Origin of the sequence: Mesorhizobium sp. CA6 (assembly GCF_020165035.1) — a bacterium.
Taxonomy (GTDB): domain Bacteria; phylum Pseudomonadota; class Alphaproteobacteria; order Rhizobiales; family Rhizobiaceae; genus Mesorhizobium.
In genome coordinates this window covers 220,993-245,089 of record NZ_JAIUHI010000001.1, presented here as the reverse complement: position 1 = coordinate 245,089, position 24,097 = coordinate 220,993, and the positions used below count along the sequence as shown (strand labels likewise).

The 24,097-nt window shown below is 62.4% G+C and carries 23 protein-coding genes; 16 read left to right on the top strand and 7 right to left on the bottom strand.

The genetic code is table 11. The features are described from left to right. On the top strand, positions 1-789 hold the full coding sequence (locus LB526_RS01075) for a FadR/GntR family transcriptional regulator (RefSeq protein WP_224625741.1): 789 nt from the start codon (positions 1-3) through the stop codon (positions 787-789). Positions 790-1,139: 350 nt separating this feature from the next. Here the strand turns inward: LB526_RS01075 and LB526_RS01070 are convergent, their stop codons facing one another. Both LB526_RS01070 and LB526_RS01065 read right to left on the bottom strand, forming a co-directional pair. Beyond that, positions 1,140-2,762: an HNH endonuclease signature motif containing protein gene (locus LB526_RS01070; protein ID WP_224625740.1), complete on the bottom strand. Its 1,623-nt coding sequence runs from the start codon at positions 2,760-2,762 to the stop codon at positions 1,140-1,142. 177 nt (positions 2,763-2,939) lie between these two features. Continuing rightward, positions 2,940-3,920 carry an NAD(P)-dependent oxidoreductase gene (locus tag LB526_RS01065; RefSeq protein WP_224625739.1) on the bottom strand — a complete coding sequence of 327 codons (981 nt, stop codon included), beginning with the start codon at positions 3,918-3,920 and terminating at the stop codon, positions 2,940-2,942. A 77-nt stretch (positions 3,921-3,997) separates the two neighbouring features. On the opposite strand from LB526_RS01065, the gene LB526_RS01060 reads away from it, so the two are divergent. From LB526_RS01060 to LB526_RS01025, 8 genes are all read left to right on the top strand, one after another. Then, positions 3,998-4,747, top strand: a complete 750-nt coding sequence (locus LB526_RS01060; protein WP_224625738.1) for a FadR/GntR family transcriptional regulator — start codon at positions 3,998-4,000, stop codon at positions 4,745-4,747. Positions 4,748-5,010: 263 nt separating this feature from the next. Next, positions 5,011-5,997 carry an aldo/keto reductase gene (locus tag LB526_RS01055; protein ID WP_140839181.1) on the top strand — a complete coding sequence of 329 codons (987 nt, stop codon included), beginning with the start codon at positions 5,011-5,013 and terminating at the stop codon, positions 5,995-5,997. Between the two features lie 5 nt (positions 5,998-6,002). Continuing rightward, on the top strand, positions 6,003-6,884 hold the full coding sequence (locus LB526_RS01050) for an amidohydrolase family protein (RefSeq protein WP_224625737.1): 882 nt from the start codon (positions 6,003-6,005) through the stop codon (positions 6,882-6,884). Between the two features lie 277 nt (positions 6,885-7,161). After that, positions 7,162-8,394 carry an ABC transporter substrate-binding protein gene (locus tag LB526_RS01045; RefSeq protein WP_224523109.1) on the top strand — a complete coding sequence of 411 codons (1,233 nt, stop codon included), beginning with the start codon at positions 7,162-7,164 and terminating at the stop codon, positions 8,392-8,394. An 86-nt stretch (positions 8,395-8,480) separates the two neighbouring features. Continuing rightward, the gene (locus LB526_RS01040; RefSeq protein ID WP_095768602.1) at positions 8,481-9,350 is read left to right on the top strand and encodes a branched-chain amino acid ABC transporter permease; all 870 of its coding nucleotides are present in this window, start codon (positions 8,481-8,483) and stop codon (positions 9,348-9,350) included. Positions 9,351-9,357: 7 nt separating this feature from the next. After that, positions 9,358-10,446, top strand: a complete 1,089-nt coding sequence (locus LB526_RS01035) for a branched-chain amino acid ABC transporter permease (RefSeq protein ID WP_224625736.1) — start codon at positions 9,358-9,360, stop codon at positions 10,444-10,446. Next, on the top strand, positions 10,433-11,161 hold the full coding sequence (locus tag LB526_RS01030) for an ABC transporter ATP-binding protein (RefSeq protein WP_224625735.1): 729 nt from the start codon (positions 10,433-10,435) through the stop codon (positions 11,159-11,161). The genes LB526_RS01035 and LB526_RS01030 overlap by 14 nt, the downstream gene beginning before the upstream one ends. After that, the gene (locus LB526_RS01025; RefSeq protein ID WP_224625734.1) at positions 11,158-11,904 is read left to right on the top strand and encodes an ABC transporter ATP-binding protein; all 747 of its coding nucleotides are present in this window, start codon (positions 11,158-11,160) and stop codon (positions 11,902-11,904) included. The genes LB526_RS01030 and LB526_RS01025 overlap by 4 nt, the downstream gene beginning before the upstream one ends. A gap of 55 nt (positions 11,905-11,959) precedes the next feature. Here LB526_RS01025 and LB526_RS01020 read toward each other — a convergent pair whose 3' ends face one another. Continuing rightward, a complete protein-coding gene (locus LB526_RS01020; RefSeq protein WP_224542969.1) occupies positions 11,960-12,862 on the bottom strand; it encodes a LysR family transcriptional regulator in 903 nt (300 codons plus the stop codon). A gap of 174 nt (positions 12,863-13,036) precedes the next feature. Between LB526_RS01020 and LB526_RS01015 the strand changes: the two genes are divergently transcribed. The 3 genes from LB526_RS01015 to LB526_RS01005 all read left to right on the top strand — a co-directional run bounded on the left by LB526_RS01015 (position 13,037) and on the right by LB526_RS01005 (position 16,846). Beyond that, entirely contained in the window at positions 13,037-14,317 is a 1,281-nt protein-coding gene (locus tag LB526_RS01015; RefSeq protein WP_224625733.1) for a serine hydrolase domain-containing protein, read from the top strand. 32 nt (positions 14,318-14,349) lie between these two features. Next, the gene (locus tag LB526_RS01010; protein WP_224625732.1) at positions 14,350-15,231 is read left to right on the top strand and encodes an NmrA family NAD(P)-binding protein; all 882 of its coding nucleotides are present in this window, start codon (positions 14,350-14,352) and stop codon (positions 15,229-15,231) included. A gap of 490 nt (positions 15,232-15,721) precedes the next feature. Next, positions 15,722-16,846 carry an FAD-dependent oxidoreductase gene (locus tag LB526_RS01005; protein WP_224625730.1) on the top strand — a complete coding sequence of 375 codons (1,125 nt, stop codon included), beginning with the start codon at positions 15,722-15,724 and terminating at the stop codon, positions 16,844-16,846. 157 nt (positions 16,847-17,003) lie between these two features. Here the strand turns inward: LB526_RS01005 and LB526_RS01000 are convergent, their stop codons facing one another. From LB526_RS01000 to LB526_RS00985, 4 genes are read right to left on the bottom strand one after another with little or no spacing between them, the layout of a single operon-like run. Next, the gene (locus LB526_RS01000) at positions 17,004-17,177 is read right to left on the bottom strand and encodes a hypothetical protein (protein ID WP_181174704.1); all 174 of its coding nucleotides are present in this window, start codon (positions 17,175-17,177) and stop codon (positions 17,004-17,006) included. 34 nt (positions 17,178-17,211) lie between these two features. Continuing rightward, positions 17,212-18,339, bottom strand: a complete 1,128-nt coding sequence (locus LB526_RS00995; protein ID WP_224625727.1) for a WD40 repeat domain-containing protein — start codon at positions 18,337-18,339, stop codon at positions 17,212-17,214. 14 nt (positions 18,340-18,353) lie between these two features. Further along, on the bottom strand, positions 18,354-18,662 hold the full coding sequence (locus LB526_RS00990) for a hypothetical protein (RefSeq protein WP_140839161.1): 309 nt from the start codon (positions 18,660-18,662) through the stop codon (positions 18,354-18,356). Between the two features lie 12 nt (positions 18,663-18,674). Continuing rightward, positions 18,675-19,151 carry a hypothetical protein gene (locus LB526_RS00985; protein WP_224600591.1) on the bottom strand — a complete coding sequence of 159 codons (477 nt, stop codon included), beginning with the start codon at positions 19,149-19,151 and terminating at the stop codon, positions 18,675-18,677. 548 nt (positions 19,152-19,699) lie between these two features. Between LB526_RS00985 and LB526_RS00980 the strand changes: the two genes are divergently transcribed. From LB526_RS00980 to LB526_RS00965, 4 genes are all read left to right on the top strand, one after another. Then, on the top strand, positions 19,700-21,373 hold the full coding sequence (locus tag LB526_RS00980) for an aromatic/alkene/methane monooxygenase hydroxylase/oxygenase subunit alpha (RefSeq protein ID WP_224600592.1): 1,674 nt from the start codon (positions 19,700-19,702) through the stop codon (positions 21,371-21,373). Between the two features lie 100 nt (positions 21,374-21,473). Further along, a complete protein-coding gene (locus LB526_RS00975; protein ID WP_140839155.1) occupies positions 21,474-22,532 on the top strand; it encodes an NADH:ubiquinone reductase (Na(+)-transporting) subunit F in 1,059 nt (352 codons plus the stop codon). 52 nt (positions 22,533-22,584) lie between these two features. Then, the gene (locus LB526_RS00970) at positions 22,585-23,643 is read left to right on the top strand and encodes an aromatic/alkene monooxygenase hydroxylase subunit beta (RefSeq protein ID WP_224625726.1); all 1,059 of its coding nucleotides are present in this window, start codon (positions 22,585-22,587) and stop codon (positions 23,641-23,643) included. A gap of 17 nt (positions 23,644-23,660) precedes the next feature. Next, on the top strand, positions 23,661-24,029 hold the full coding sequence (locus LB526_RS00965; RefSeq protein ID WP_112097527.1) for an MmoB/DmpM family protein: 369 nt from the start codon (positions 23,661-23,663) through the stop codon (positions 24,027-24,029). Positions 24,030-24,097 lie beyond the last annotated feature (68 nt).

Genomic DNA, 24,097 nt, shown 5'->3' with positions numbered 1-24,097 from the left:
ATGACGCTGAAGCTCGACAAGGTCAATCGCGGTCCGCACCTCTCCACGCTCGTGGCGAGTTCCATCTCGCGCGAGATCGCGCAAGGACGCCTCAAACCCGGCGATCAGCTGCCGACCGAACAGGCACTGGCGACCACGTTCGGGGTCAGCCGCAACGTGGTGCGCGAGGCGATCGCAAGGCTGCGCTCCGAAGGCCGCATCTGGTCGCAGCAGGGCAGGGGTGCCTTCGTCGCCGACGCGACCAACGCCACGGTGCTGACGATCGACTATGAGACCTTGCAGCGGGCGGATTCCTTTCGCAATCTTTTCGAGCTGCGCGGCATGCTGGAAGTGCAGATCGCCGCGCTGGCCGCGACCCGCCGCTCCGACGCCGACATCGAGGCGATGGAACAGGCGCTCGATGGGATGCGCGCCGCGCCTTATGGCAGCGTCGCCTGGCTGAAGAACGATCTCGGTTTCCACCGCGCCGTCGCCGAGGCGACCCAGAACCCCTATATGGGCCAGTTCCTCGTCTTCGTCTCGGAACGGGTGCGTGAGAGCATCCTTGCCGCCGGTAATCAGCAGAAGTCCGACGACATGGCGCGCACGACCCTGGGCGAGCACGAACGAATTCTGGCGGCGATCAAGGCCGGCGACGCGAAGGGCGCGAGCGCCGCCATGACGCGGCATCTCGCGGGGGCGGCCTCACGCGTTGGACTGCCAGGCGGTGAGGCCTCGGCGAAGCCGGCATCGCTGGCGCGGCATTCGAGGCTGCGGAAGGCTGTGCGCGGGCAGGGGACGTCAGCTTGAATACCTATAGCGATACGCATGAATGCGCTGCATTGCCGACAACGTCGGAGATGCTCGTGGCCTGTGATGCCTTAGGCCTCGGTGTACTCCCGCATGCAATATGAGCATGGGCCAGTATCTGCGTACCTCGGCCCCAACGCTGCCATATATTTCCTGGCCTCGGCTACGGTCTGGAAGCCCACCGCAGGGAATTGAGGGTGCCAATAGGTCGGGCCAGTACCTTTATCCTGATTTTCCATACCTTGACCCTCCCGGCAAAACTTGCACTCACCAGAATGTATTCGTGCCCGACCATTTGGCGGAATTACTTTGACGAAAAAACCCATACCGCTCTCCCGTGATTGGCAAGATTACTTCCGAGCGGCTCTAGCCGCCTTGTAATCTTTGTAGGTCGCATCGCAGTAGGGATGCGCTATCGCTTCGTTGGATTGGTGGTTGTCGCCCCCAGCCCTCTTAGGGTTCACGTGATCCCCATGAAATGAATTGCGATGCCAGAATCCGCTGCAATATGGACACTTGGGAGCTCCGGGTAGGGCTGCATCCCATATCGCCGCGGTTGTAGTTTTCGGCGCAAATTTACCGGTGCCCGGCTTTTTATCCGCTGATGACATGCGGATCATCGGATCCTTGAATCGAAGAAGACCAAAATCCTTGTGGTCATTCATCGCCTGGATCACCTCGTCATAAGTTTTCCCATCCATCAAAAGTTGCAAAGCGAGGGACCAGTACCGATCAAGCCATGGGGTGCTGCGATCACCGCTGCCGTTTTTATGAATGATCTCCGTCATTACCCATTTGTGATCTATTAGAAATCGCTCCATCTGGCTGCGAACGTCGCAAAAACGGTTTACTTTTCCTTCGGCAAAGACTCGGTCAATGATCTGCGACCACGCAAGGAATGCCCAAGGGGAAAATGCGCCCCCGCGTGTGTAATAGTAAACCACCGGATGCAGACCCAGCGACGTTGGCTCCTTAGTGGTTAGCCGTGACACCGTCCTCCAAACGCGTCTTAGATACTTGGCGGTATCAGCTCCTTCAGCGTCTGGCTCCAAACGATCTTTTATCTTTGCTCCGGTCGAATCCGCGGCTTTTGTCGCGTTAACCTGGTTCACTAGATCAAATACAAATGGGAGAACGCTGTAGCCTCGACCGGCAACGGGAACGTCCAACGTGTCAACAGCCCCTTCAGGCATCGGCGGTCTGTATAGTGCGGTGTAAATATCTTTCGATGTGTCGACGACAGTCTTTTGGACAACTTCGGAGAATTTCCGCCAATAGGGATATCCGCTACCGCCGTGAGCAATTGCGCGAGATGCAATCGCAGAGGCAGATTCTCGCGAACGAATAATTCGTTTTTCGGTCTTATCTAATGGGGTTGCGGCATCGTTAATTGTAAAGAATGAATCTTCAGCTGCCTTTGCGCTAGTTGCAGGCACCCATTGAGCTACAAAAAAGGTAATAGTTAGATTGCTCATCCTTGCTGTTTGAGAGTCGGTGACGACGCTTGGGTGTGTCAGCCCAGCTTGATACAGTTTGAATTTTCCGATGTTTTTGTCGATAAGCGTGCGTGTTTTCCTCGCCAGCGCCTCTTGTTCCGGCGGTAAGCGCGGCCCGAAAAGCGCCTTCGATCGATCGCCATCTCCGTAATCGTCGTAAATCCATGCCATAAGAGCAGAAATGCGATGGGCGCCGTCGACTACAAAATTAAACTGGCCAGCGCGCCAAAGGATGACTGCGGGCACCAGACGCCTGTCCAAGAAGTCAGCCACTAAGTCGAAAATTTTCTTGGGAGACCAGTGGACTGTTTCGCGCTGGAATTCGGGCTTTCGCAGGAATTTGGCGAAGAAATCATTCTCCATGAAATGCGTGTAAGTAAGTTGTGTCGGCCCTGTTTCGCCAGCCACCACGCCATCACCGACAGATAAGTCTGCCCGTGGGATTAACGCGTCAAGATTTACCCCGTTCGCTGCCATGCCATTCGCCTGCTCGATTCGCTGGGTGAGTCATATCTCACCTGGACCCATCGGCCTAGTTGGTAGGCGAAGTATAGTGTGCTGAGCTTTATCCAACTGCATGAATGAGATCGTTGCTTGCGCACGGTCGATTTTAGAATACTCTCGCCCTGACTTTGTGCCTATCCTAAAGTCGCGTCACGGCTCCACCAGCGAAACCCCATTCAGCCCAGCAACAATATCCGACAGCGCCGGCACGAATTTTTCTCCGTGCCCCGTAGCGACCGCCGTGGCAAAACCGTTGCGGACCACGGCGCCGACCGGGTTGGCAATACCGGCGGCCTGGGCGAAGGAGGCGAGATAGGTCATGTCCTTCAGCGCATTGGCGATGGCGAAGCGCTGGGCGTTCTCGTTGCGGTTGAGCACGAAGTCGAAGAAGGCCTGGTAAAAGCCGCAGTCCATGCGGCTGCCGGAAATGACGCTGTTGAAGACCTGCGGCGTTAGCCCGGCCTTTGCTCCCAGCGTCAGCGCTTCGGAATAGATCGCCGAATAACCCATAGAGACGAAATTGTTGAGCAGCTTCATGGTGTGGCCGCTGCCGGTCGGGCCGGTGTGAACGATTCGCGCAGCGAAGGCTTCGAGCACTGGTCGCGCGCGGGCGACCGCTTCCGCCGCGCCGCCGACCATGACGTCGAGTTTGCCTTCGGCGGCTTCCTTGGGGGTGCGCGCCAACGGCGCGTCGATCAACGTCACGCCATTGGCGGCGAGTTCGGCGGCAAGCGCTATCGTCGAGGAGGGGTTAGAGGTCGAGCAGTCGACGATCAATAGCGGCTTGCCGGAGGCTGCAAGCCCGTCCGGTCCTTTCACGACCGCCTCGACCTGCGGCGAACCGGTAACGCAGATCAAAACGATGTCGCAACCTTCAGCGAGCGCGCGTAGTGTCGCCGCCTGGCGGGCGCCGGCGCTGACCAGCTTCAGCGCCGCATCCTGGTTTCGGTGCGCCCAGACCGTCAGAGGCCAGCCTTTAGCCAGAAGGTTGGCCGCCATGCCCGAGCCCATCGCGCCCAGGCCGATAAAGCCGATTTTCTGCTTCATGTTGGTCTTCCAGTGCTGTTGGAATTTCTGTTTTGATGCATGTCGTTGTCCGGGAACCGCTGTGCACTTCCGGGGGGCATGCATTGGAAACGAAAGATTGCCGTTGCAACCAAGCGGTGCGATCCTTGGCCTGAGAATCGATTTAAGAGGCCGGTTTTCCGATGACGGATCGCCAGGGAGCAATGTTCGGCGCCATTCGCCAGTCCCCCAATCTCAGGGGCGAACTGGTGGAGAAATTTGCCGCGCAGATCGAGGCCGGCGATCTGGCCCCTGGCCAGCGGCTTCCCACCGAGCAGGAGATCGTCAATGCGACGGGTGTGAGCCGGACGGTGGTTCGCGAAGCGCTGGCCTCGCTTCGCGCGCGGGGGCTGATAACGACGAGGCAGGGTCTGGGCGCCTTCGTCGCGCAGGAACCTCCGCCCAAGACCTTTTCCATTGTGCCGACAGATGTCGAATCGATCGACGATATCCTGGCTGTGCTCGAACTGCGCATGGGCGTCGAGGCGGAAGCGGCGGCGCTGGCGGCCACGCGCCGCACCGCCAAGGACCTTGGTCTTATGGCTAAGCAGCTCGACGCAATCGACCGGGCGATCGCCGAAACGGGTCTCGCCGCGACCGAGGATGCGGCTTTCCATCGGGCGATTTCGCTCGCCTCGCACAACGCCTACTTCAGCCGGCTCTTCGACACGTTCGGCACTGCGATGATCCCGCGCCAATGGACGCAATTCGACCAGATGGAGCCCGACGAGCGCGAGCGGCATTTCGAGCGGACGCGGCGCGAGCACCGGGCGATCCATGATGCCATCGCGGCACGCGACGCCAAGGCGGCGCAGCGAGCGATGCGGCTGCATCTTTCCCGTTCCTACAAGCGCTTCGAGCAGCTCCGAGACGGCGCCGGACATCTGAGGTAGATCAGCCGAGCGCACCCGACCGGCGCACGGCCTGCCGGGATAGGCAGCGGCTATGGCCTTGCGTTCTAAACCAGGCCGGCATTGATCGGCGGCATGCGCGAATGCCAGAGACATTCCGCCCTCCAGTCTTCCGATAAACCCAAAACCGGTGCTACCCCCTGGTCACGTTTTGAATGCTTACAGGGTTGTCATACAAGTATGCGATCTGATATTCCTGCGGGCATGACCCGTCAAGAGGACGCGGTTTTTGAGGAGTGGTTTCTATGCATCAAAGGCGATTTGGCCGCACCGGCTGGCAAGTGTCGGAAATCGGCTTCGGCAGTTGGGCGATCGGGGCCGATTGGGGCGATGTCGAGGAGAAGGACGCCATCGCGGCGCTTAATGCGGCGCTCGATTCAGGCGTGACGATGATCGACACGGCCGATGTCTATGGCGACGGCCGGGCGGAAAAGCTGATCGCCAAGACGCTGAAGGGGCGGGGCGGCGCGAGGCCGATGGTCGCCACCAAGGCCGGCAAGCGGCTGAACCCGCATGTCGCCGCAGGCTACAATCGCCAGAACCTGACCAGCTTCGTCGAGCGCAGCCTGCGCTATCTCGAGGTCGACGTGCTGGACCTGGTGCAGCTTCATTGTCCGATGACAGAAGTCTTCTATCAGCCCGAGACCTTCGATGCGCTGGAGAAGCTGGTCGAGGAAGGCAAGATCCGTCACTACGGCGTCAGCGTCGAGAAGGTCGAGGAAGGCATCAAGGCGCTGCAATATCCCGGCGTCGTCAGCGTCCAGATCATCTACAACATTTTCCGGCAGCGGCCCGCGGAACTGTTCTTCGACATGGCGCGCCAGAAGGACGTTGCCATCATCGTCAGGGTGCCGCTGGCCAGCGGGCTCCTGTCCGGCAAGTTCAAGAGCGATTCCAGCTTCAGCGCCAAGGACCACCGCAGCTACAACCGGCAGGGCGAGGCCTTCGACGTCGGCGAGACATTCGCCGGCGTGAATTACGAGGAAGGCCTGCAAGCGGTCGAGGAATTGCGGGCGCTGCTGCCGCCAGGCGCCACCATGGCGCAATGGGCGCTGCGCTGGATCCTGATGAACCCGGCGGTGACGGTCACCATTCCGGGCGCCAAGTCGGTCAGGCAGGCGCAAGAGAACGCCGCCGCGTCCGACCTGCCGGCGTTGTCGCCGCAATTGATGGAGCGCATCGCCGACATCTATGAGCGGCGCATCAAGGCCTCCGTCCACCAGCGCTGGTGAGCGCCATGACAGCCGGTCGGCCCCTGGTTGCTGGTAAGCAACTGATCATCGATGGGCATCAGCATTTCTGGGATCCGGCGGATGGATCCTGCGGCTGGATGACGGAGGACTACGCCGCCATACGTCGCGTGTTTGAGCCCGACGACCTCAGACCGGCGCTTGCCGCAGCCGGCGTGGACAGGACCATCCTGGTCCAGACATGGCATTCGCTCGACGAGACACGCGCATTCCTTGAGACGGCCAGCCGGACCGATTTCGTCGCTGGCGTCGTGGGATGGGTGGACCTCGCCGATCCCGAGGTGGCGGCCACGCTGTCCGAGCTGAAGGCGCGGCCAGATGGCCGTTACCTGGTCGGCATCCGTCACCTCGTGCACAACGAGGCGGATCCGAACTGGCTCCTGCGCGCCGATGTCCAGCGCGGGCTGGCGGCTGTCGCCGAAGCGGGGCTCGCCTATGACCTGCTGTTGAAGGAGCCGCAAATCCCCGCTGCCCTGGAGACGGCGGAACGGCATCCCAATTTGCGTTTCATCGTCGACCACATCGCGAAACCGCGCATTGCGCAGCACGCGATGGAGCCGTGGGCCGGACTGATGCAGGGCTTCAAGGCGCATCGCGACCATGTCTGGTGCAAGCTGTCCGGAATGGTCACGGAAGCCGACTGGCGGCACTGGAAAAGCCAGGACCTGCAGCCCTATGTGGACGAGGTCCTTTCCATTTTCGGCCCGTCGCGGTGCCTGTTCGGCTCGGATTGGCCGGTCTGCCTGGTCGCAGCCGACTATCAGACGGTCAAACGCACCCTTGGCGAGTGTCTTGCCGGGCTGGCCGAAGAGGAACGTTCGCAGATTTTTGGCGCTTCCGCCGTCGAGGCCTACCGCTTGTCGCTGTGACGGCGGCAAGGCTCTGAGTCCTCCCGCCTTTGCGGTTGCCGGGCCACATTCATCAGCACATGATCGCTGCGCATGTCTCTGCGTTGGGCATCTTTGTCCAGCGCCGCGCACCGACTGCAATGAACTTACTCGCCCACGCTGAGATCAGAAAAGGACGAACAAAAGGGCGGGGTGACCCTTCTCTACCGCTCGCTTCGAGGCCGTGGTCATGTTGACACCAGTGTTACATGGTAATAGGGTTGTATGACAAGTTGACCATGTAACGGGAGGAACATGCATGAGACAGCTAGGACTTGGATTGACCATCGCGGCCGCGGGGCTCGCCATGGCTTTGCAGACGGCCCGCGCCGACGAGGAGCTGCCCATCGGCGTCATCGCCGCGCAGTCGGGCTCGTTCGTTTCGGCCGGCAACACCATCGTCGGCGCCGCCAACCTGGCGGCGCAGCAGATCAACGACGCCGGCGGCATCAAGGTCGGCGACAAGACCTACAAGATCAAGCTCTATATCCGCGACAACCGCACGGATGTGAACGTCACCATCGCGGCCGCGCGCGAGCTGGTCAACGACATCGGCGTCAAGGCGATCTGGGGCACCGAGACGCATGACTTCTCGGTATCCATGGCCAAGATCACCGGCCCGGCCAAGGTCCTGCAGTTTTCCGGCAACAGCTCGCTCGGCGCCGTGCTCGACGACAAGGCCGTCGCCGAGGATGGCTGGCTCCACTACACGTTCCAGAGCGAGCCGCAGGAATGGCAGCGCAGCGGCAGCACCGCCAAGGGCGTGCTCTCGCTTCTGACGCCGCAGCTGAAGTCGCCGCCGAAGCATTCGGTGGTGTTCGTCGGCAATGACGCGACCGGGCAGTATCTGTCCTCGCACTATGTCAAGGCGCTCGAGGCGGAAGGCCAGAAAGTCGACCTGGTGCAGTATCCGCCGGACACGACCGACTTCTCGCCGCTGCTCACCCGCATCAAGGGCATGAAGCCCGACATCGTGCATTTCTGGTACAATGGCGACTCCACGCTCACCGCCTTCCCGCAAGCTCTCAAGCTCGGCGTGGCGCCGTCCTATTTCCTGTTCGGCGTCGATCCGGGCATCTATCAGGAGCGCAGCCTGAAGGCGGATGTGCCGGTGACGCTGAGCTGCGTGCCGGTCTGCTGGGGTTCATCGCCATACCCCGAAGTGAAGCAGTATTTCGACAAGTATTTCGGCCTCGGCGCCGCCAAGGGCCCGCAGTCCTCAGTCTCGCTGCTCTATTACGATTACTTCTTCTGGTACGCCAAGGCGCTGGAGAAGGTCGGCAAGATCGACGATCCGGACGCGGTGGTCGCGGAGCTCCTGAAGTCGGACTACAAGGGCGTCGTGTCGCCGGTGCCGCTTGTGTTCAACAAGCACCACCAGGTCACCTTCGCGACCGAGGTTTGCATGGTCGAGCCCAACACATCCGACCAGTTCAAATGCGCGGTCGAGCAGCCGCCGGCCGCTCCGCCGCCCGGCGACAACGGCGGCTGAGCCGGCCCGCGACAAAATCCGACATCGGGATGGGCGGCGAGGTTCCGTCCATCCTCCCCTTGCAGGCTCGCCACCCGGATACGACGATGGACATTTTTGTGCAGCAACTGGTGAACAGCCTCTCGGTTGCCAGCGTCACCATTCTCATCGGCATCGGCATCACGCTGATCTTCGGTCTCGCCGGCATCGTCAATTTCGCACATGGCGAGTTCCTGATGGTCGGCGGCATGGCGACCTGGTTTATGGTCGGCGCCGGCATGAACTTCTTCGTGGCCCTTGTGCTCGCCGGGCTGCTGGTCGGCGCACTCGGCTTTGCCGCCGAAAGATGCCTGTTCCGCTTCACGCTCAACCGGCCGATGAACGGCTTCATCATGTCGATCGGCCTCAGCGTCATCCTGCAGCATGCGGTCATCCGCGTGTTCAACGAATTCCAGAAAAGCATCACCGACCCGGTCGGCCTGGTCTGGACGATCGGCGGCGTCGACATCATCGCCATGCGCGCGATCGTCGTCGCGATAACGGCCATCATCGTGGCGATCACCTATTTCGGCATCTCGCGCAGCCGCTATGGGATGGCGTTGCGGGCGAGCGTTGCGGACCGCGACACCGCCGAGCTGATGGGCATTCCGGTGCGCCGCTACGTCACCGGCGTCTTCATTTATGGCAGCCTGCTTGCCGGAATAGGCGGCGCCTTGATGATCTCGCTGTTTCCGATCACACCGTTTACCGGCAGCGTCATCATCATCCGTGGTTTCGCCGTCTCGCTGATCGGCGGCCTCGGCAATGTCGGCGGCGCGGTCGTCGGCGGCCTGGTGCTCGGCTTGGTCGACGGTCTCAGCGCCGGCTACGGCTATCCGGAATGGACCGACGCCTATTCGCTGGTCGTGATGATCCTGATCCTGGTGCTGCGGCCGCAGGGCCTGCTCGGCGGCACGCTCGGCCCCAAGGCATCGTGAGATGTCGATGCCAGTGACCGACAACAGCGCCGGCAAGACAGGCGCCGCGCCAGAAGGCGCCAGAGCACGGGATCGCCTGGCGCTTCTGACGGCGGACAACGCCGCCGTTCCCCTGCCGGCCGGCGTCCAGGCGATCACGGCCATCCTTTTGGCGGTGCTGCTCATCGCCTTGCCCTGGCTCGGCCTCGGCTACCGCTTCCTGTCGATCGCCATCACCACGCTCTATACGGCGATCGGGCTCTACGGCCTCGGCCTGCAGTTCGGCCAGGCCGGCATCATGTCGGTCGGCCATGCGGCGCTGATGGGCGTCGGCGCCTATGCCTCGGCGATCCTGTCGGTGCAGCTCGGCCTGGATTTGTGGGCATCGCTGCCCTTCGCCATGGCGCTGTCGGCGATCGTCGGCGGCGTCATCGGCCTGCCGACGCTGAGGGTCGGCGGCCAGCATTACATCATCATCACCTTCTGCTTCTGCGCGCTGTTCGTCATCGTGCTGACCAATGGCGGCACCTTCACCGGATCCGCGACCGGCCTCGACGTCGGCTCGGTGACACCCTTGCCTGGTATCAATTTCGACAAGCTCTCCAACAATTACTACCTGGTCCTGGCGGCGCTGTTCCTGGCGGTTGTGGCAACCTATCTCATCGGCAATTCGCGCTACGGGCGGACGTTGCGGGCCATCCGCGAGAACGAGCAACTGGCGCGTTCGGTCGGCATTAATGTCGACCTGCACAAGCTCGGCGTGCTGATGGTCTCGGGCTTGTTCGCGGGCCTCGCCGGGGTGCTGCAGCTCTACTATCTGCGCCACATCTCGCCGACCCTGTTCGGCGCCTTTCCCAGCCTCTACCTCGCGCTGATGGTCATGCTGGGCGGCGCCCGCTATCTCTACGGGCCGCTGATCGGCGCGGTCGTCGTCAATTTCCTGCCCGAGGTGCTGAACCTCGATCCGGTCGATTCCCGCATCGCCTACGGCGTCTGTCTGCTCCTGGTGATCCTGCTGCTGCCGGGCGGCGTCGGCGCCGGCATCAAGAACATCTACTGCGCGATCACCGGCGGCTCCGAGACGCAAAAGCAAAGAGGCTCGAATGGCCGCGCTTGAGGTGAGGGGCCTGCGCAAGCAGTTCGGCGGCGTCGTCGCGCTCAACGGCATCGATCTCGACATCGACACCGACCGTGTCGTCGGTATCGTTGGCCCTAACGGCTCCGGCAAGACAACTTTGTTCAACGTCGTCACCGGCGTCCATCCGGCGACCGGCGGCACGGTGTTCTGGCATGGGCAGGACATCACCAATATCGGCGCGCATCGCATCGCGCGAAAGCGGCTGGTGCGGACGTTCCAGCAGGCGATGTCGTTTCCGGGCCTGACCGTCGACGAGAACGTCCGGATCGCCTGGGAGCAGGGCAGGAGGGGAAACGGCCGCTGGGCGTCACCGGGCATGATCCTCGAGTTTGTCGGCCTGGCGCCGCTTAGCAAGGCGATTGCGGGATCGCTGCCCTTCGGCAGCCTGAGACGCCTTGGGCTGGCCGTCGCGCTCGGTGTGTCGCCCGAACTCTTGCTCCTGGATGAGCCCGGCGCCGGGCTGAACGACAGCGAAGCCCAGGCCTTCGCGGCGGTCATCGCGCAGCTGCCGCCGCAAGGCATCGGCGTGTGCCTCATCGATCACGACATGGACATGATGGCCGACCTCTGCGACCGCCTCATCGTGCTCGATTTCGGCACGAAGATCGCCGAAGGTCCGCCGGGCGAGGTGCTCGCCGATCCCAAGGTCCGCGAGGTCTATCTCGGTCCCGACAAGAAGGCGGCCGCGTCATGAGCCTGCTTGCCGTCGAGCATGTCGACACCGGCTACGGGCCCGTCGCCGTCAATCGCAACGTCTCGCTCGCGGTCGGCCAAAACGGGATCGTCACCATTCTGGGACCCAACGGCGCCGGCAAGACGACGCTGCTGCGTTGCATCGCCGGCCTGGTGAAGCCGCGGCGCGGCACGGTGACCTTCGAGAGCCGCGACGTCACCAAGCTTCACGCCGACGAAAAAGCAACGCTCGGCATCGTGATGGTGCCGGAAGGCCGCCGCGTGTTCGCCGACATGAGTGTGCGCGAGAACCTTTTGCTCGGCGCCTACTGCCGCAAGGACCGGGACGCTATCGAAGCCGACGTCGCCTTGATGGAAAGCTATTTCACCATCCTTGCCAAGAAGCGCGGCGCCAAGGCCGGGACGCTCAGCGGAGGCCAGCAGCAGATGCTGGCCATCGCGCGCGGCCTTATGGCCAGGCCACGCATCCTGTTGCTCGACGAGCCGTCGCTCGGGCTATCGCCATTGCTGGTCTCGGAGCTGCAGGGCATCATCATCGACGTGCGCGAGAAGTTCCGCGCCGCGGTGCTGCTCGTCGAGCAGAACGCCGGACTGGCTCTCTCGGTGGCCGAGCAAGGCTATCTCATGAATTCCGGGCGCATCGTAGCCTCAGGCGGCATCGAAGAGTTGCAACAGTCGTCGGTCATGCAGGAGCTCTATCTCGGCAAGAGGGCGCGGCAGAACCAAAGTTCCTCGCAGGCTTAATATTCGCAGTATCTAACGGCGATAGCCCGAAGTGGGCGCGTTAAATAAAAGCAAATCACAATCCGGCAGCGACCTCTTGGATGAAGTCCAGAAACGCTCTGACCTTTGCAGGGGGTAGATGGCGCGAGGGATGGTAGGCATAGAGTGGATAAAGCTCCTCCGACCAATCCGGCAAAATCCGCACCAATTCGCCGCGTGCCATGAAGGGCGCGAGACCCACGGCAAGGCTCTGGAACACCCCTTGACCCGCCACGCAGGCGGAGACCGCGACGGAAGGATCGTCGAGCACCAGGCGGCTTGTGACCTTGACCTCAACGATCTCGCCGCCGCGATAGAATTCCCACGGAAACGGCAGTCCCGTCTGAGGATCGCGGAAGAGCAGAGCCTCGTGATGGACGAGGTCATGAGGCGAGCGCGGCTCGCCATGACGATCGAGATATACCGGCGCGGCGACCGTCAGGATCGGCGTTTCGAGGAGTTTTTGTACGATGAGCCTTGAATCGTCCGGGGGGCCGAAGCGTACCGCGACGTCTATCCCCGCCATCATCTCCTCGCGATAGTTGCTTGTGGACAGGTCGAGTTGCAGCATTGGATAGCGTGCCAGGAACTGCCTAAGCGTCGGCGCGAGCACCATGCGCGCGAACCAGGGATCGACTGATACGCGCAGCCTGCCGCGCACGACCGCAGCGGCACCTGTCACCTCGGCTGCCGCCTCGTCGAGGCCGGCAAGCAATGGCATTACCTGCGCATGGAAGCGCCGCCCTTCTTCGGTGAGGCTCACCTCGCGCGGATTGCGGTCGAAGAGGCGGACGCCGACCCTCGCTTCCAGGCGCGCCACCGCCCGGCTCACGCCCGAGGGCGTTACGCCGAGCATTTCGGCCGCCCGGGCGAAATTCCCGGCCTCCGTCACCGCCGCAAGGACGCCGACGCCGGTGAGGAGCCGCGTGTCGAAAACCATTCCTTCTCCTTACCGTCCACTAACGGACGCCACCTCGAAAACGCAATGATTTTGAGTCACCGTAGCACTGATCTTAATGCGCGTGAATCACGTTATATCTCGGCATACACACGGCTCCATTGTCAGGTGAGCAGCCATCGGCCGCGCTCCTGAGAACCTTCAAAGGAGCCAGTCATGAACCAGTTGACACGCAGAACCATTCTCCGGCGCGGAGGCCTGCTCGGTGCCATTCTGGCGCTCGACACCGTGAGCCCCGCTCTGGCTGCAACGAAGCCCGTCGCATCCCTTCTGAGCGTGAGCGCAATCGACGCCGCCTTGCGCGCCGGCGTCTCCCGTGACGACGTCGCCGGCGTCGTCGCCATGGCAGCCACCCGCAATGGCCTCGTTTACGAAGGCAGCTTCGGCAGGTCGAACGTTGCGACCGGCGCGCCGATGACGGCCGACACGGTGTTCTGGCTGCTCTCCATGACCAAGGCCTTCACGGCCACCGCCTGCATGCAGTTGATCGAACAGGGCCGCATCGACCTCGATGACGACGCGGCCAAGTATCTGCCCGAACTTACCGCGCCCCAGGTCCTTGAAGGCTTCGCCGCCGACGGTGCGCCGCGCCTGCGCCCCGCCAAACGCGCCATCAAGGTGCGGCATCTGCTTACCCACACCTCCGGCTTCACCTATTCGATCTGGAGCGAGGCGCTGAGCCGCTACGAGCAGGTCACCGGCATGCCCGACATCGCCACCTGCAAGAATGCCGCCTTCACGGCGCCGCTCGAATTCGATCCCGGCGAACGCTGGGAATACGGCATCAGCATGGATTGGGTCGGCAAGCTGGTGGAAGCCGTCTCGGACCAGTCGCTGGAAGTCTATTTCCGCGAAAACATCTTCGCGCCGCTCGGCATGCGGAACTCCGGTTTCCTGATCGGGAGCGAACAGAAGAAGCATGTCGCCACCTTCCAGAACCGGCGCGCAGATGGCGGGTTGGAGCCGGCGCCGTTTGAGATGCCGCAGCGGCCGGAATTCTTCATGGGCGGCGGCGGCGCCTTCTCGACCCCGCGCGACTACATGACGTTCCTGCAGGCCCTGTTGAACGGCGGGACGCTAAATGGCGCGCGTATCCTCCGTCCGGAGACGGTCTCGCTGATGATGCAGAACCAGATCAGCGAACTGAACGTCCACGAGATGCGCTCGGCGCATCCGTCCTATTCGCGCAGCTTCGACCAATTCCCCGGCCAGCCGCACAAATGGGGCCTCTCCTTCGACATCAACACGCAGCCTGGGCCGAACGGCCGCTCTGCGGGCAGCATCTCATGGGCGGGCCTGCTCAACTGCTATTTCTGGCTCGATCCGGTCAAGCATGTCACCGGCGCGCTCTTCACACAGATCCTGCCCTTTTACGACGAGCGGGTCGTCGCCCTCTACGGTGCCTTCGAGCGCGAGCTCTATGCCGGACTCGCCTGAGCCGGCGCGATCCCAACCAAAGGAGAACCGATATGTTTGCAATCACCGGAATCACCGGCAAAGTCGGCGGCGCCTTGGCGCGCACTTTGCTTGCCGACGGGCTTTCCGTCCGCGCCGTCTTGCGCGACGAGGCTAAGTCTGGGCCATGGATCAGACAGGGCTGTGAGGTCGCCCTTGCCGAGATGAATGATGCGGAGGGCCTCGCAGCCGCCTTCCGCAGTGTCGAGGGCGTCTTCATCCTGCCGCCGTCGGAATTCGATCCCGAGCCAGGCTTTCCCGAGGCGCGGCGCGTGATCGCGGCGCTGGTGGCGGCCCTCATCGCGGCCCGTCCCGGCAAGGTGGTGTGCCTGTCGACCATCGGCGCCGACGCTGCGCACGAGAACCTGCTGACCCAGCGCACCCTGCTTGAGGAAGCGCTCGGCGAGCTCGACTTGCCGGTAACCTTCCTTCGGCCCGCCTGGTTCATGGAGAATGCGCTGTGGGACGTTGCCGCCGCGCGTGATGAAAGCGTGCTGCGCAGCTGCCTGCAGCCAGCCGACAAGGCCTTCCCGATGGTCGCGACGCAGGATGTCGGGCGCACCGCAGCTGCGCTCTTGCGCGAGGACTGGACCGGAACGCGGATCGTCGAGCTGGAAGGGCCTCAGCGCGTGTCGCCAAACGACCTCGCCCATGCCTTCGCCAAGGCGCTGGACCATCCGGTGCGGGTCGAGATCGTGACGCGCGACAGTTGGGAAGCGCTCTTCCGCGGGCAAGGCACGCGCAATCCGCTGCCCCGAATTCGCATGATCGACGGCTTCAACGAGGGCTGGATCGCGTTCCGCGACGACGGCAGGTCGGCGATGAAAGGTACCGTGACACTCGAAGACGTTATCACGGACCTCGTCGGCCAGAACTGCCCCGAGGCGGCTGGCTGAGGTCGATAGCCTGCGGGCACAAAACACCGGCGGGGCAGCGTCCCCCCGAAGCATCAACTCAGAAAAGCGAGTTCATGGACACCATCATCACAAGGGGCGTCGCAATCCCTCGGCTCGGCTTCGGTACTTTCCGCGTGCCGGGGGCAGACGCCCAGCCGGTCGTCGAGAGCGTCTCCTTCTCGGGCGGCCCGTCGGTGACAATCAAGTCGCACCACAATGTCGGCGGCCTGCATGGACGTCGGCCCCCGATCGTTGAAGCCGACGAGGGCGCCAACGTCGAGCTTGGGCGAAGCAGACACCCGACTTGCGTTGTCGGGTGCAAAGCCGTAAGACCTGCACGTCGCGAAAAACGACGCCCGCATCACTGGGCTTCGCGCATACGCCGACCGTTTCGCGGTCGGCCAGCGGCTCCAACAGCACGAGCCTGACGACAGATTGGGCTCCCGATTTCGTGCTCCGTCGGCACGGATCGCAAGACATGGAGCGCGCTATGCAGTATCCCATCACGATTGTGGGCGCAGGTTTGGGTGGCCTCACCCTGGCCCGCATTCTCAATCTCAATGGCATCGCCGCCGTGATCTACGAGGCAGAGGCATCGCCCAGCGCCCGCGTGCAGGGCGGGCTGCTCGACATGCATGAAGCTACCGGCCAGCATGCCCTGAGGGTGGCCGGTCTGTTCGAGCAGTTCGAGCGGCTGGTGCGTCCCAGCGAGGACGCGAAGCGCGTCGTCGATCGAGATGGCACAGTGCTGCTCGACAAGCCCGGTAATCCCTTCAGCAAGCGCCCGGAGGTGGACCGCGGTGAGCTGCGGAAGATGCTGATCGATGCCCTGCCGCAGGGCACGATCCATTGGGGACACAAGGTCGCGTCGGTGTCGTCGAGAGGCGACGGCCGAAACGAGCTCCGATTCGTCGACGGCACTGGCACGACGACGTCGCTGCTCGTAGGCGCCGATGGCGCATGGTCGAGGGTGCGGCCGCTCTTGTCCCAGACGAAGCCTGAATATACCGGGACCTGCTTCATCGAGACGCATCTGTCGGCGGACGATCCGCGCAGCGTCGCAAACGCTGAGATCATCGGCACAGGCACGCTGATGGCAGTGGCGCCGGGCAAGGGCATTCTTGCCCATCGCAACGCGGACGGCAGTGTTCACGTCTATGTCGCGATCAACAAGCCGGAAAGCTGGGCATCGAGCATCGACTTCACGGAGGCACGCGCCGGTCTCGCCCGGGTCGCCGAGCAGTTCGACGGTTGGGCCGCACCGCTGGTCGCGCTGATCACAAACACCGATATCTCGCCCGTGATACGGCCGATCTACGCGCTGCCGGTCGACCATCGCTGGCGCCACGTGCCAGGCGCAACGCTGCTCGGCGATGCCGCGCACCTAATGTCTCCCTTCGCTGGTGAAGGCGCCAACTTGGCGATGTATGACGCCGCTGAGCTGGCTGTTGCGATCGCCGTCAAAAACGACAACGAAGCCGCCATCGCCGAATACGAACAGCGTCTGTTCCCTCGCAGCACCAGCGTCGCGCAAACCAGCGCGCAGAACCTCACTCGGTTCTTCGGACCCGAGGCTCCTCAGAGCGTCGCCGACCTCTTCAGCGCCTTGGGCTGAGAGATATGGCCCAAAACGTAGGCTCGAACCCCCCTCGATCGCCGCTTCGGAAGTTTGGTCGGCACAGCACCTTTCGAGACAATAGGCTGTTTCGATCTTTCCAGCGAATTTCGAGGAGCTGATGTTGGAGCGCGACCTGTCACGAGCGTCTTGATGGTCAATTGGTCTTCAATTGACCGACACGGTTCTCGGCAATCCAGCGGGCAGCCAGCACCAGCGCGCCCATGCTGAAATCCTTACCGTGCTTGGCGACCATTTCTTCCGACAGTTTGGCGAGCCGTTCGAAGAATTCATCCTTGCTCTTGTCCTCAGGGGTAAGTTCGGTCTGCATCCTTCTTCTCCTGTCGCTTGCGGCCCGCATTGGCCTATTTGAACATCTGGGCGGGAAAGGTGATGATCGCGGCGGTACCGTCGACGGCGCCTAGCGCCAGGTGCCGTCCGTCGCCGGACCAAGCAAGCGCGGTCACCGCGCTGCCCAGGGGTCTGACGAGGAGTTCGTCCCGCGTTCCGATCTGGGCGATGGTGATCCGACCGTTGGCATAGCCGGCCGCAATCAGTTTCTTCTGCGGATGGGCGGCCACGGCCTCGACCGGAACCAACCCGGCGCGGCCCGTCTCCAGAGCGCCGGAGGTTTCGCCGTCAAGTGGCGGCGCGGTCATCGACCAGCCGGCAATCCGGAATGCGCCCGACGCAAACAGCGCGTCCCCCGGCGCGCTCCAGCATACCGTCCGGACTGACGATGGGAATCCCGCCACGATTGCAGTTCGGTCATCACTTGCGCTGACCAGAGCAAGGCCTCCGGTTTCGAGCCCACAGGCCAGCCAGGCGCCGTCGCCACTCCAGCAAATTGACATCGGGTGGGCTGAAAAGGCGAAATCGCGCATCGGGGTGGGCTCGCCTTCGACCATCCAGGTCGACAACCCGTGCTCCTGACCACAGGCAAGCCTCCTCCCGCCTGGTGAGAAGGCAAGCGCGTCCGTGGATGGTGGCGCGTCGCGTTGCAGCCTCACTGCTTCGATCCCGCCGCGCGCCAAAAAGATGTCCTGCCCGCTGCTGACGGCCACCATGCCCGACCGAGGACTATAGTCGATTGCGACGGCAGGTCCGGCGATCTTGACCAGCGTCTCCATCACAGAGCCGTCCGCGTTCAGCCGGGCCACATCGCCGGCCGCCGTCCCGACGAGAAAGTCGGACCCAAGATAGCTTGCGAGCGGAACATCGCCGTCAGCCAGAACGGCGGTCGCTACCAGTGGCACCGGCGGCTTTTCCCTTGGGCGGATCGTCGTTTGGCCGAGATCGCCGCTCACCCTGATCCGCTGCTCCGGCGGTTCCTGGTCCGCGACTGCCGCTATGGCAACCGTTCCATCGATGCACGTGAAGGCGACGGTCGAGCCATCGGCGCTGAAGCGCAGATCGGCGATCGCCGATGGACGGCACCAGCTTCTCGCCAGCAGGTCGAACAAGGTGAGGTTCTGTATCGCGTGCTGGTTCATGGCCACTCCCTTCGTCAGTTCACGGTCTTCGCCAGGCGACGGTCGACATCGTCAATGTCACCTTCGGCGGCCGCGATACGTTCCTCGCACGCCGTGCATGCGTTCCTGAATGCCGCGGCACTCTCCTCGGCTTCATGCAAGTCCTGCACCAGTTGCGCGTTCGTGCCGCGTCTGCCGATCTCGAGTTCCAGGCGCAGCACATCCATCTCGACGCCGGCAAGTTTCTGGTTGAGACGCTGCGCCTCGGCGGTGAGCGCGCAGACGCTCGCGACGAGATCGAGGCGGCGGGCGAGCAGCGCGTCACGGCTTTCGGTTTGCCCCATCGGACCCTCCTGTCACTTTTCGTTTCCAGGCACCGGACCTGGCGGTTGCTCGAATGCCGCCAGCAGCCCGGGCAGTGTGCCGGCCTGTGACTGGAACTGCTTTTCGGCCGTCTCGATGTGGCTCTTGAGCTGGTCCCAGATGTCGACGCGCATCATCGCAGTCGTGTCCCCGGTGAGGCGCTCGATTTCTTCGACGCGGAACTGGCGCGACAGCGAAACGCCGGAAAATACGAAGTCGCGCAGCAGGATGGCGTGGCTCTCGATGAACAGATGGATCATCGGATGCGTTTCGGCGGTGACGCCGCCGGCCGCAAGTTCGGCCCGGATGAAGCTCTGGAAGTGGCTCTGCAGGCGCAATTGGCTCTCGCCCATGAAACGCATGACAAACACCAGATCACGGGGCATCAGCCTTACCAGATCGCCGGCAACGCCGTCGGACAGATCGGATGTTGGCGGCGGACGGCTCCGGTTGTCCCTGTCGTTCGGCATAGCCTCTCTCCTGCTGAGCCGCATGGGCCGTCACGTTGAAATAATAGAGAGACCAGAAGAATTGAATAGATGGCGTGTATTTTTCTGCATGCTGCAGATGCTAAGTAAATATATTGCGATTGCGAATAGAAGAAAATCATTACAGCCGTAAGTTACAATTGTAAAATAACGTTACAGTTGATGGCGATCTCTGCCGTCGAAATGCGCGTGGGTTGTTCCCAGCGGCCGGATGCGCCCTTATTTCCAGACTGGCACGGCGCTTGCTTTGTCTATTTCCATAAGAAGCCCATCGCGCTCTCGTCGCGATGCTAAAAGAACGAAGGAACGGAGGAAGCAGGTCCGCTTCGATACGCCATCGCAAGTGCGGTTGGCGTAGCGAGCCGCGCCAGACCCCTCACAAACCTTTGCCGCGATCCACTTGAACAGCCGGCCGTCGGTCGCGCCTGAATGCGCAACCCTTTGTCGTGCCGTTCGCACTCTCACTGGCGGCGCTGTTTGCCGTCTCACGCCCGGATCAAGGATCCGCGGCTCAAACCTGGTGGAGGCTTATGACGATGTCGTCTTTGACGCTCAACAAGATTACCTCGCAACGCGGCATTTCCGTAGGCGAGGCGACGAAGAAGATTTCCGACCTCGGTTGGAACCCGACCTATGTCCAGGAAGCGATGACGTTTCCGACCGACTACAAGATCGCCAAGGCGCCGCGCGATCCGATGAAGCAGGTGCTGCGCTCTTACTTCCCCATGCAGGAGGAGAAGGACAACCGCGTCTATGGCGCGCTCGATGCCGCTCTTCGCGGCGACATGTTCCGCAATGTCGAGCCGCGCTGGGTGGAATGGATGAAGCTCTTCCTCGCCATCATTCCCTTCCCGGAAATCTCCGCCGCCCGTTCGATGGCGATGGTGGCGCGGCTGGCGCCGGGCGAGGATCTCAGGACCGGCTTCACCATGCAGATGGTCGACGAGTTCCGCCACTCCACGATCCAGATGAACCTGAAGAAGTGGTACATGGAGAACTACATCGATCCGGCGGGCTTCGACATCACCGAGGAAGCCTTCGGCAAGTGCTATGCGACGACCATCGGCCGCCAGTTCGGCGAAGGCTTCATCACCGGCGACACGATGACGGCCGCGTGCATGTACCTGACCGTCGTGGCCGAGACGGCGTTCACCAACACGCTCTTCGTCGCCATGCCCTCGGAGGCGGCCCGCAACGGCGATTACGCGCTGCCGACCGTGTTCCTTTCGGTGCAGTCCGACGAGAGCCGGCACATCGGCAACGGCCACTCGCTGCTGATGGCCGCGCTGAAGGAGCCTGAGAACCACCTGCTGCTCGAGCGCGACATGCGCTACGCCTTCTGGCAGAACCACGCCATCGTCGATGCCGCAATCGGCACCTTCATCGAATACGGCACCACCAATCGCGACAAGTCGAAGGAATCCTACGCGGAGATGTGGCACCGCTGGATCTACGAAGACTACTATCGCACCTACATGCTGCCGCTCGAGAAGTACGGCATCAAGATCCACCATGACGATGTCCAGGCAGCCTGGGAGCGCATCACCAAGAAGAACTACGTCCACAAGGTCGGCCAGTTCTTCGCGGTCGGCTGGCCGGTGAACTTCTGGCGCATCGAGGCCCAGACCGACAAGGACTTCGAGTGGTTCGAGCACAAATATCCGGGCTGGTACGCCGAGTTCGGCGACTTCTGGAAATGGTATGCCAAGCTCAGCCACAAGGGCGAGAAGGTGCTCTTGTTCAACAGCGATGTCGGTTACGTCTATCCGCATCGCTGCTGGTCCTGCCTGGTGCCTTGCCTGATCCGCGAGGACATCGTGGTCGACGAGATCGACGGGCAGCTGCATACCTTCGCCCACGAGCTCGACCGCTGGACCGCTGTCGAAGCCTTTGCCGACGAGTATCAAGGCCGTCCGACGCCCGCGATGGGCCGCTTCAGCGGCAAGCGCGAGTGGGAGACGCTCTATGACGGCTGGGATCTCGCCGATGCGATCAAGGACCTCAACTTCGTCCGTTCCGACGGCAAGACGCTGATCCCGCAGCCGCATTTGCGCTTCGGCGCCGACGAGCAGTGGACGCTCGACGATGTGCGCGGCAACATCCTCGGATCGCCGCTCAAGGCGCTTCGCGGCATGTCGCCGGCCGATCGTGAGAAGCACCTGGCCGAGTATCGGGCCGGCTTTACGATCACGCCCTTCAACTGACCATACGAGCGCGGGGGCCGGGTTCCGACCCCCGCGACATTCCAGAGGAAGGCCATCTCCTGTCCTGCGGACGGGCCGGAGAGGAATTGGGAGGTTATCGATGACTGGTGCTCACACCGTGCGCCTGGAGCCGGTCGGCGTCGAGTTCGAGGTCGAAAACGGCGAGACGGTCCTGAACGCGGCATTCCGCCAAGGCATTGCGCTGCCGCATGGCTGCAAGGAAGGGCAATGCTCGGCCTGCAAATGCGTGCTGCTCGAAGGCGAGGTCGACATGCTGAAATACTCGACCTTCGCCCTCAACGACACGGAGAAGGATACCGGGCACATCCTGCTGTGCCGGTCCATCGCCTATTCCGACATGCATGTCGAGCTTCTCAACTACGACGAGGAGGTGCTGGCGAAATCAATCGCGGTGAAGACATTCAAAGGCCGGATCTCAAAATTCGAACATCTGACCCATGACATCCGCGGCATCGAGATCGAGCTCGGCTCGCCGATAAAATTCTGGGCTGGGCAATATGTCGACATCACGGTCACCACGCAAAAAGGGGAGACGATTACGCGCTCGTTCTCCATGGCAAATACGCCGGACCAAACCCAAAAACTTTCCTTCATCATCAAGAAATATCCCGAAGGAAAGTTCTCCGGAGAGCTTGATTCCGGAGGCATCCGCGTCGGAGCCGAAGTCACTGTCGCCGGACCCTATGGAACCTGCTTCCGGCGGGAGGAACGGCAAGGTCCCCTGATCCTGGTCGGCGCCGGCTCCGGCATGTCGCCGGTTTGGTCGATCCTCAACGATCACCTGAAGAGCGGCGAGAAGCGGGACGTGTTCTTCTTCTACGGCGCGCGGACCCCGACCGACCTGTTCTATCTCGACAGGATCGCCGAGCTTGCCGGCCGCCACCCGGAGCTGAACTTCATCCCGGTGCTGTCGCATGTGAATGGCGAGGCGTGGGACGGCGAGCGCGGCTTCGTCCACCAGAGCGTCGATGCCAAGCTCAAGCAACTGGCGGTCGACGGGCAGGGCGACGTCTACGCCTGCGGTCCGCCGCCCATGATCGATGCGCTGCAGCCGGTCCTGTTCATGAACGGCTTCGAGAGCGAACGCATCTTCTTCGACCGGTTCACCACGTCGTCCAGCGCCACCCCGAGCCATTGAGACGGCCCGGAGCCAGCGACACCAAAGCAACTGCAACAAGGGAGTGAAGACAATGGTAGCAACGTCGAGTTCAGTCGGATCGGGAGCCGCGGGAGCCGCGATCTTCGCCGATTCCGACAGCCGCAAATATCGGTATTTCGATCCGAAAGGCCAGCGCGCCACCCATTACGAGGACGTCACGGTCGACGTGCAGCCCGACCCCGAGCGCTACCTGATCCAGGACTGGATCATCTCCTTCTCGAACGGCAAGGGCGCCTACATCAAGGACAATACGGCTGCCAAGAGCTCGAACTGGCATGCCTTCCGGGCTCCCGACCAGGAGTGGGAGCGCACGCATTATCAGCGCCAGTCGAAAATCGAGACGATGGTGCAGAGCGTCATCACCAATGCCCGCCGCGCAGGCGCGCCGAAGACCTTCGACAGGGTGTGGGCCAAGCTCCTGCAGGCGCATCTCGGAGCGTGGAAACATGCCGAGTTCGGCCTAGGCACTTCGCTGATGCAGGCGCAGCGCTACGGCTACACGCAGATGATCAACAACGCCACGCTGACCAATTCCTCCTACAAGCTGAGGCTCGCCCAGGACATCACGCTCTATCTCGCTGAGATCGGCATGGACATCGCCGGCTGGGACGACGAACTCGGCAAGAAGCACTGGCTGGAGGACGGTGTCTGGCAGGGCACCCGCGAGGCGGTCGAAACCATCATGGGCACGACCGATTATCTGGAACAGTACTTCGCCATCAACATCGTGTTCGAACCGCTGGTCGGCGAACTGTTCCGCTCCGGCTTCCTGATGCAGGCTGCGGCGGCCAACCACGACTTCATCACACCGCCGGTGATCTCGGCGGCCGAAGCCGACTACGAGCGCAACCTCGCCAACACCATCGACCTGGCCTACCTGCTTGCCAATGACGAGAAGCATGGCGCGGCGAACAGGAAGCTCTTCCAGGGCTGGGTGAACAAGCACGGCGCGCTTGCCGACAAGGCAGCCACCGGCCTTCAGCCGATCTGGTCGATGCCGCATTCCAAGCCGATTTCCTTCACCGACGTTCGCGCCCAATCCGAGGAACGGATCGGCCAGATCCTCGGCGAACTCGGCCTCAAGCGCTGAACAGGGAGAAGACCAACATGTCAGTAGCAGCACGCGACGCCTCGCAGTCCAACATCTTCAAATCGATGAAGGACATCACCTTTGAGCAGACGATTTCGCACCAGTGCGGCGTCACCATGAACGACTCGGTCGAGGCGCGCGCCATCGCCGAATTCATGGGCAAGAAGCCGGGGGTCATCGTCACTTACCAGCCGGCCATGATCCGCATCGACGGCAACGGCAAGCTGATCTTCAAGATGGACGAGATCAGCGAATATCTCGGCCGCGACATGACCGCCGAGATCTTCGAGGTCAACACCTCTACCCACTACGGCCGCATGGTGCGCGTCGACGACAACACCGTGATCCTGTTCGGGAACATGGACGAGGTCTTCGAATACATCTGAGGAAGCCGGGCACCGGCGCGCCGCCCGATCGCGGCGCGCCCACTCCATCAACAGGACGGCATCAACGC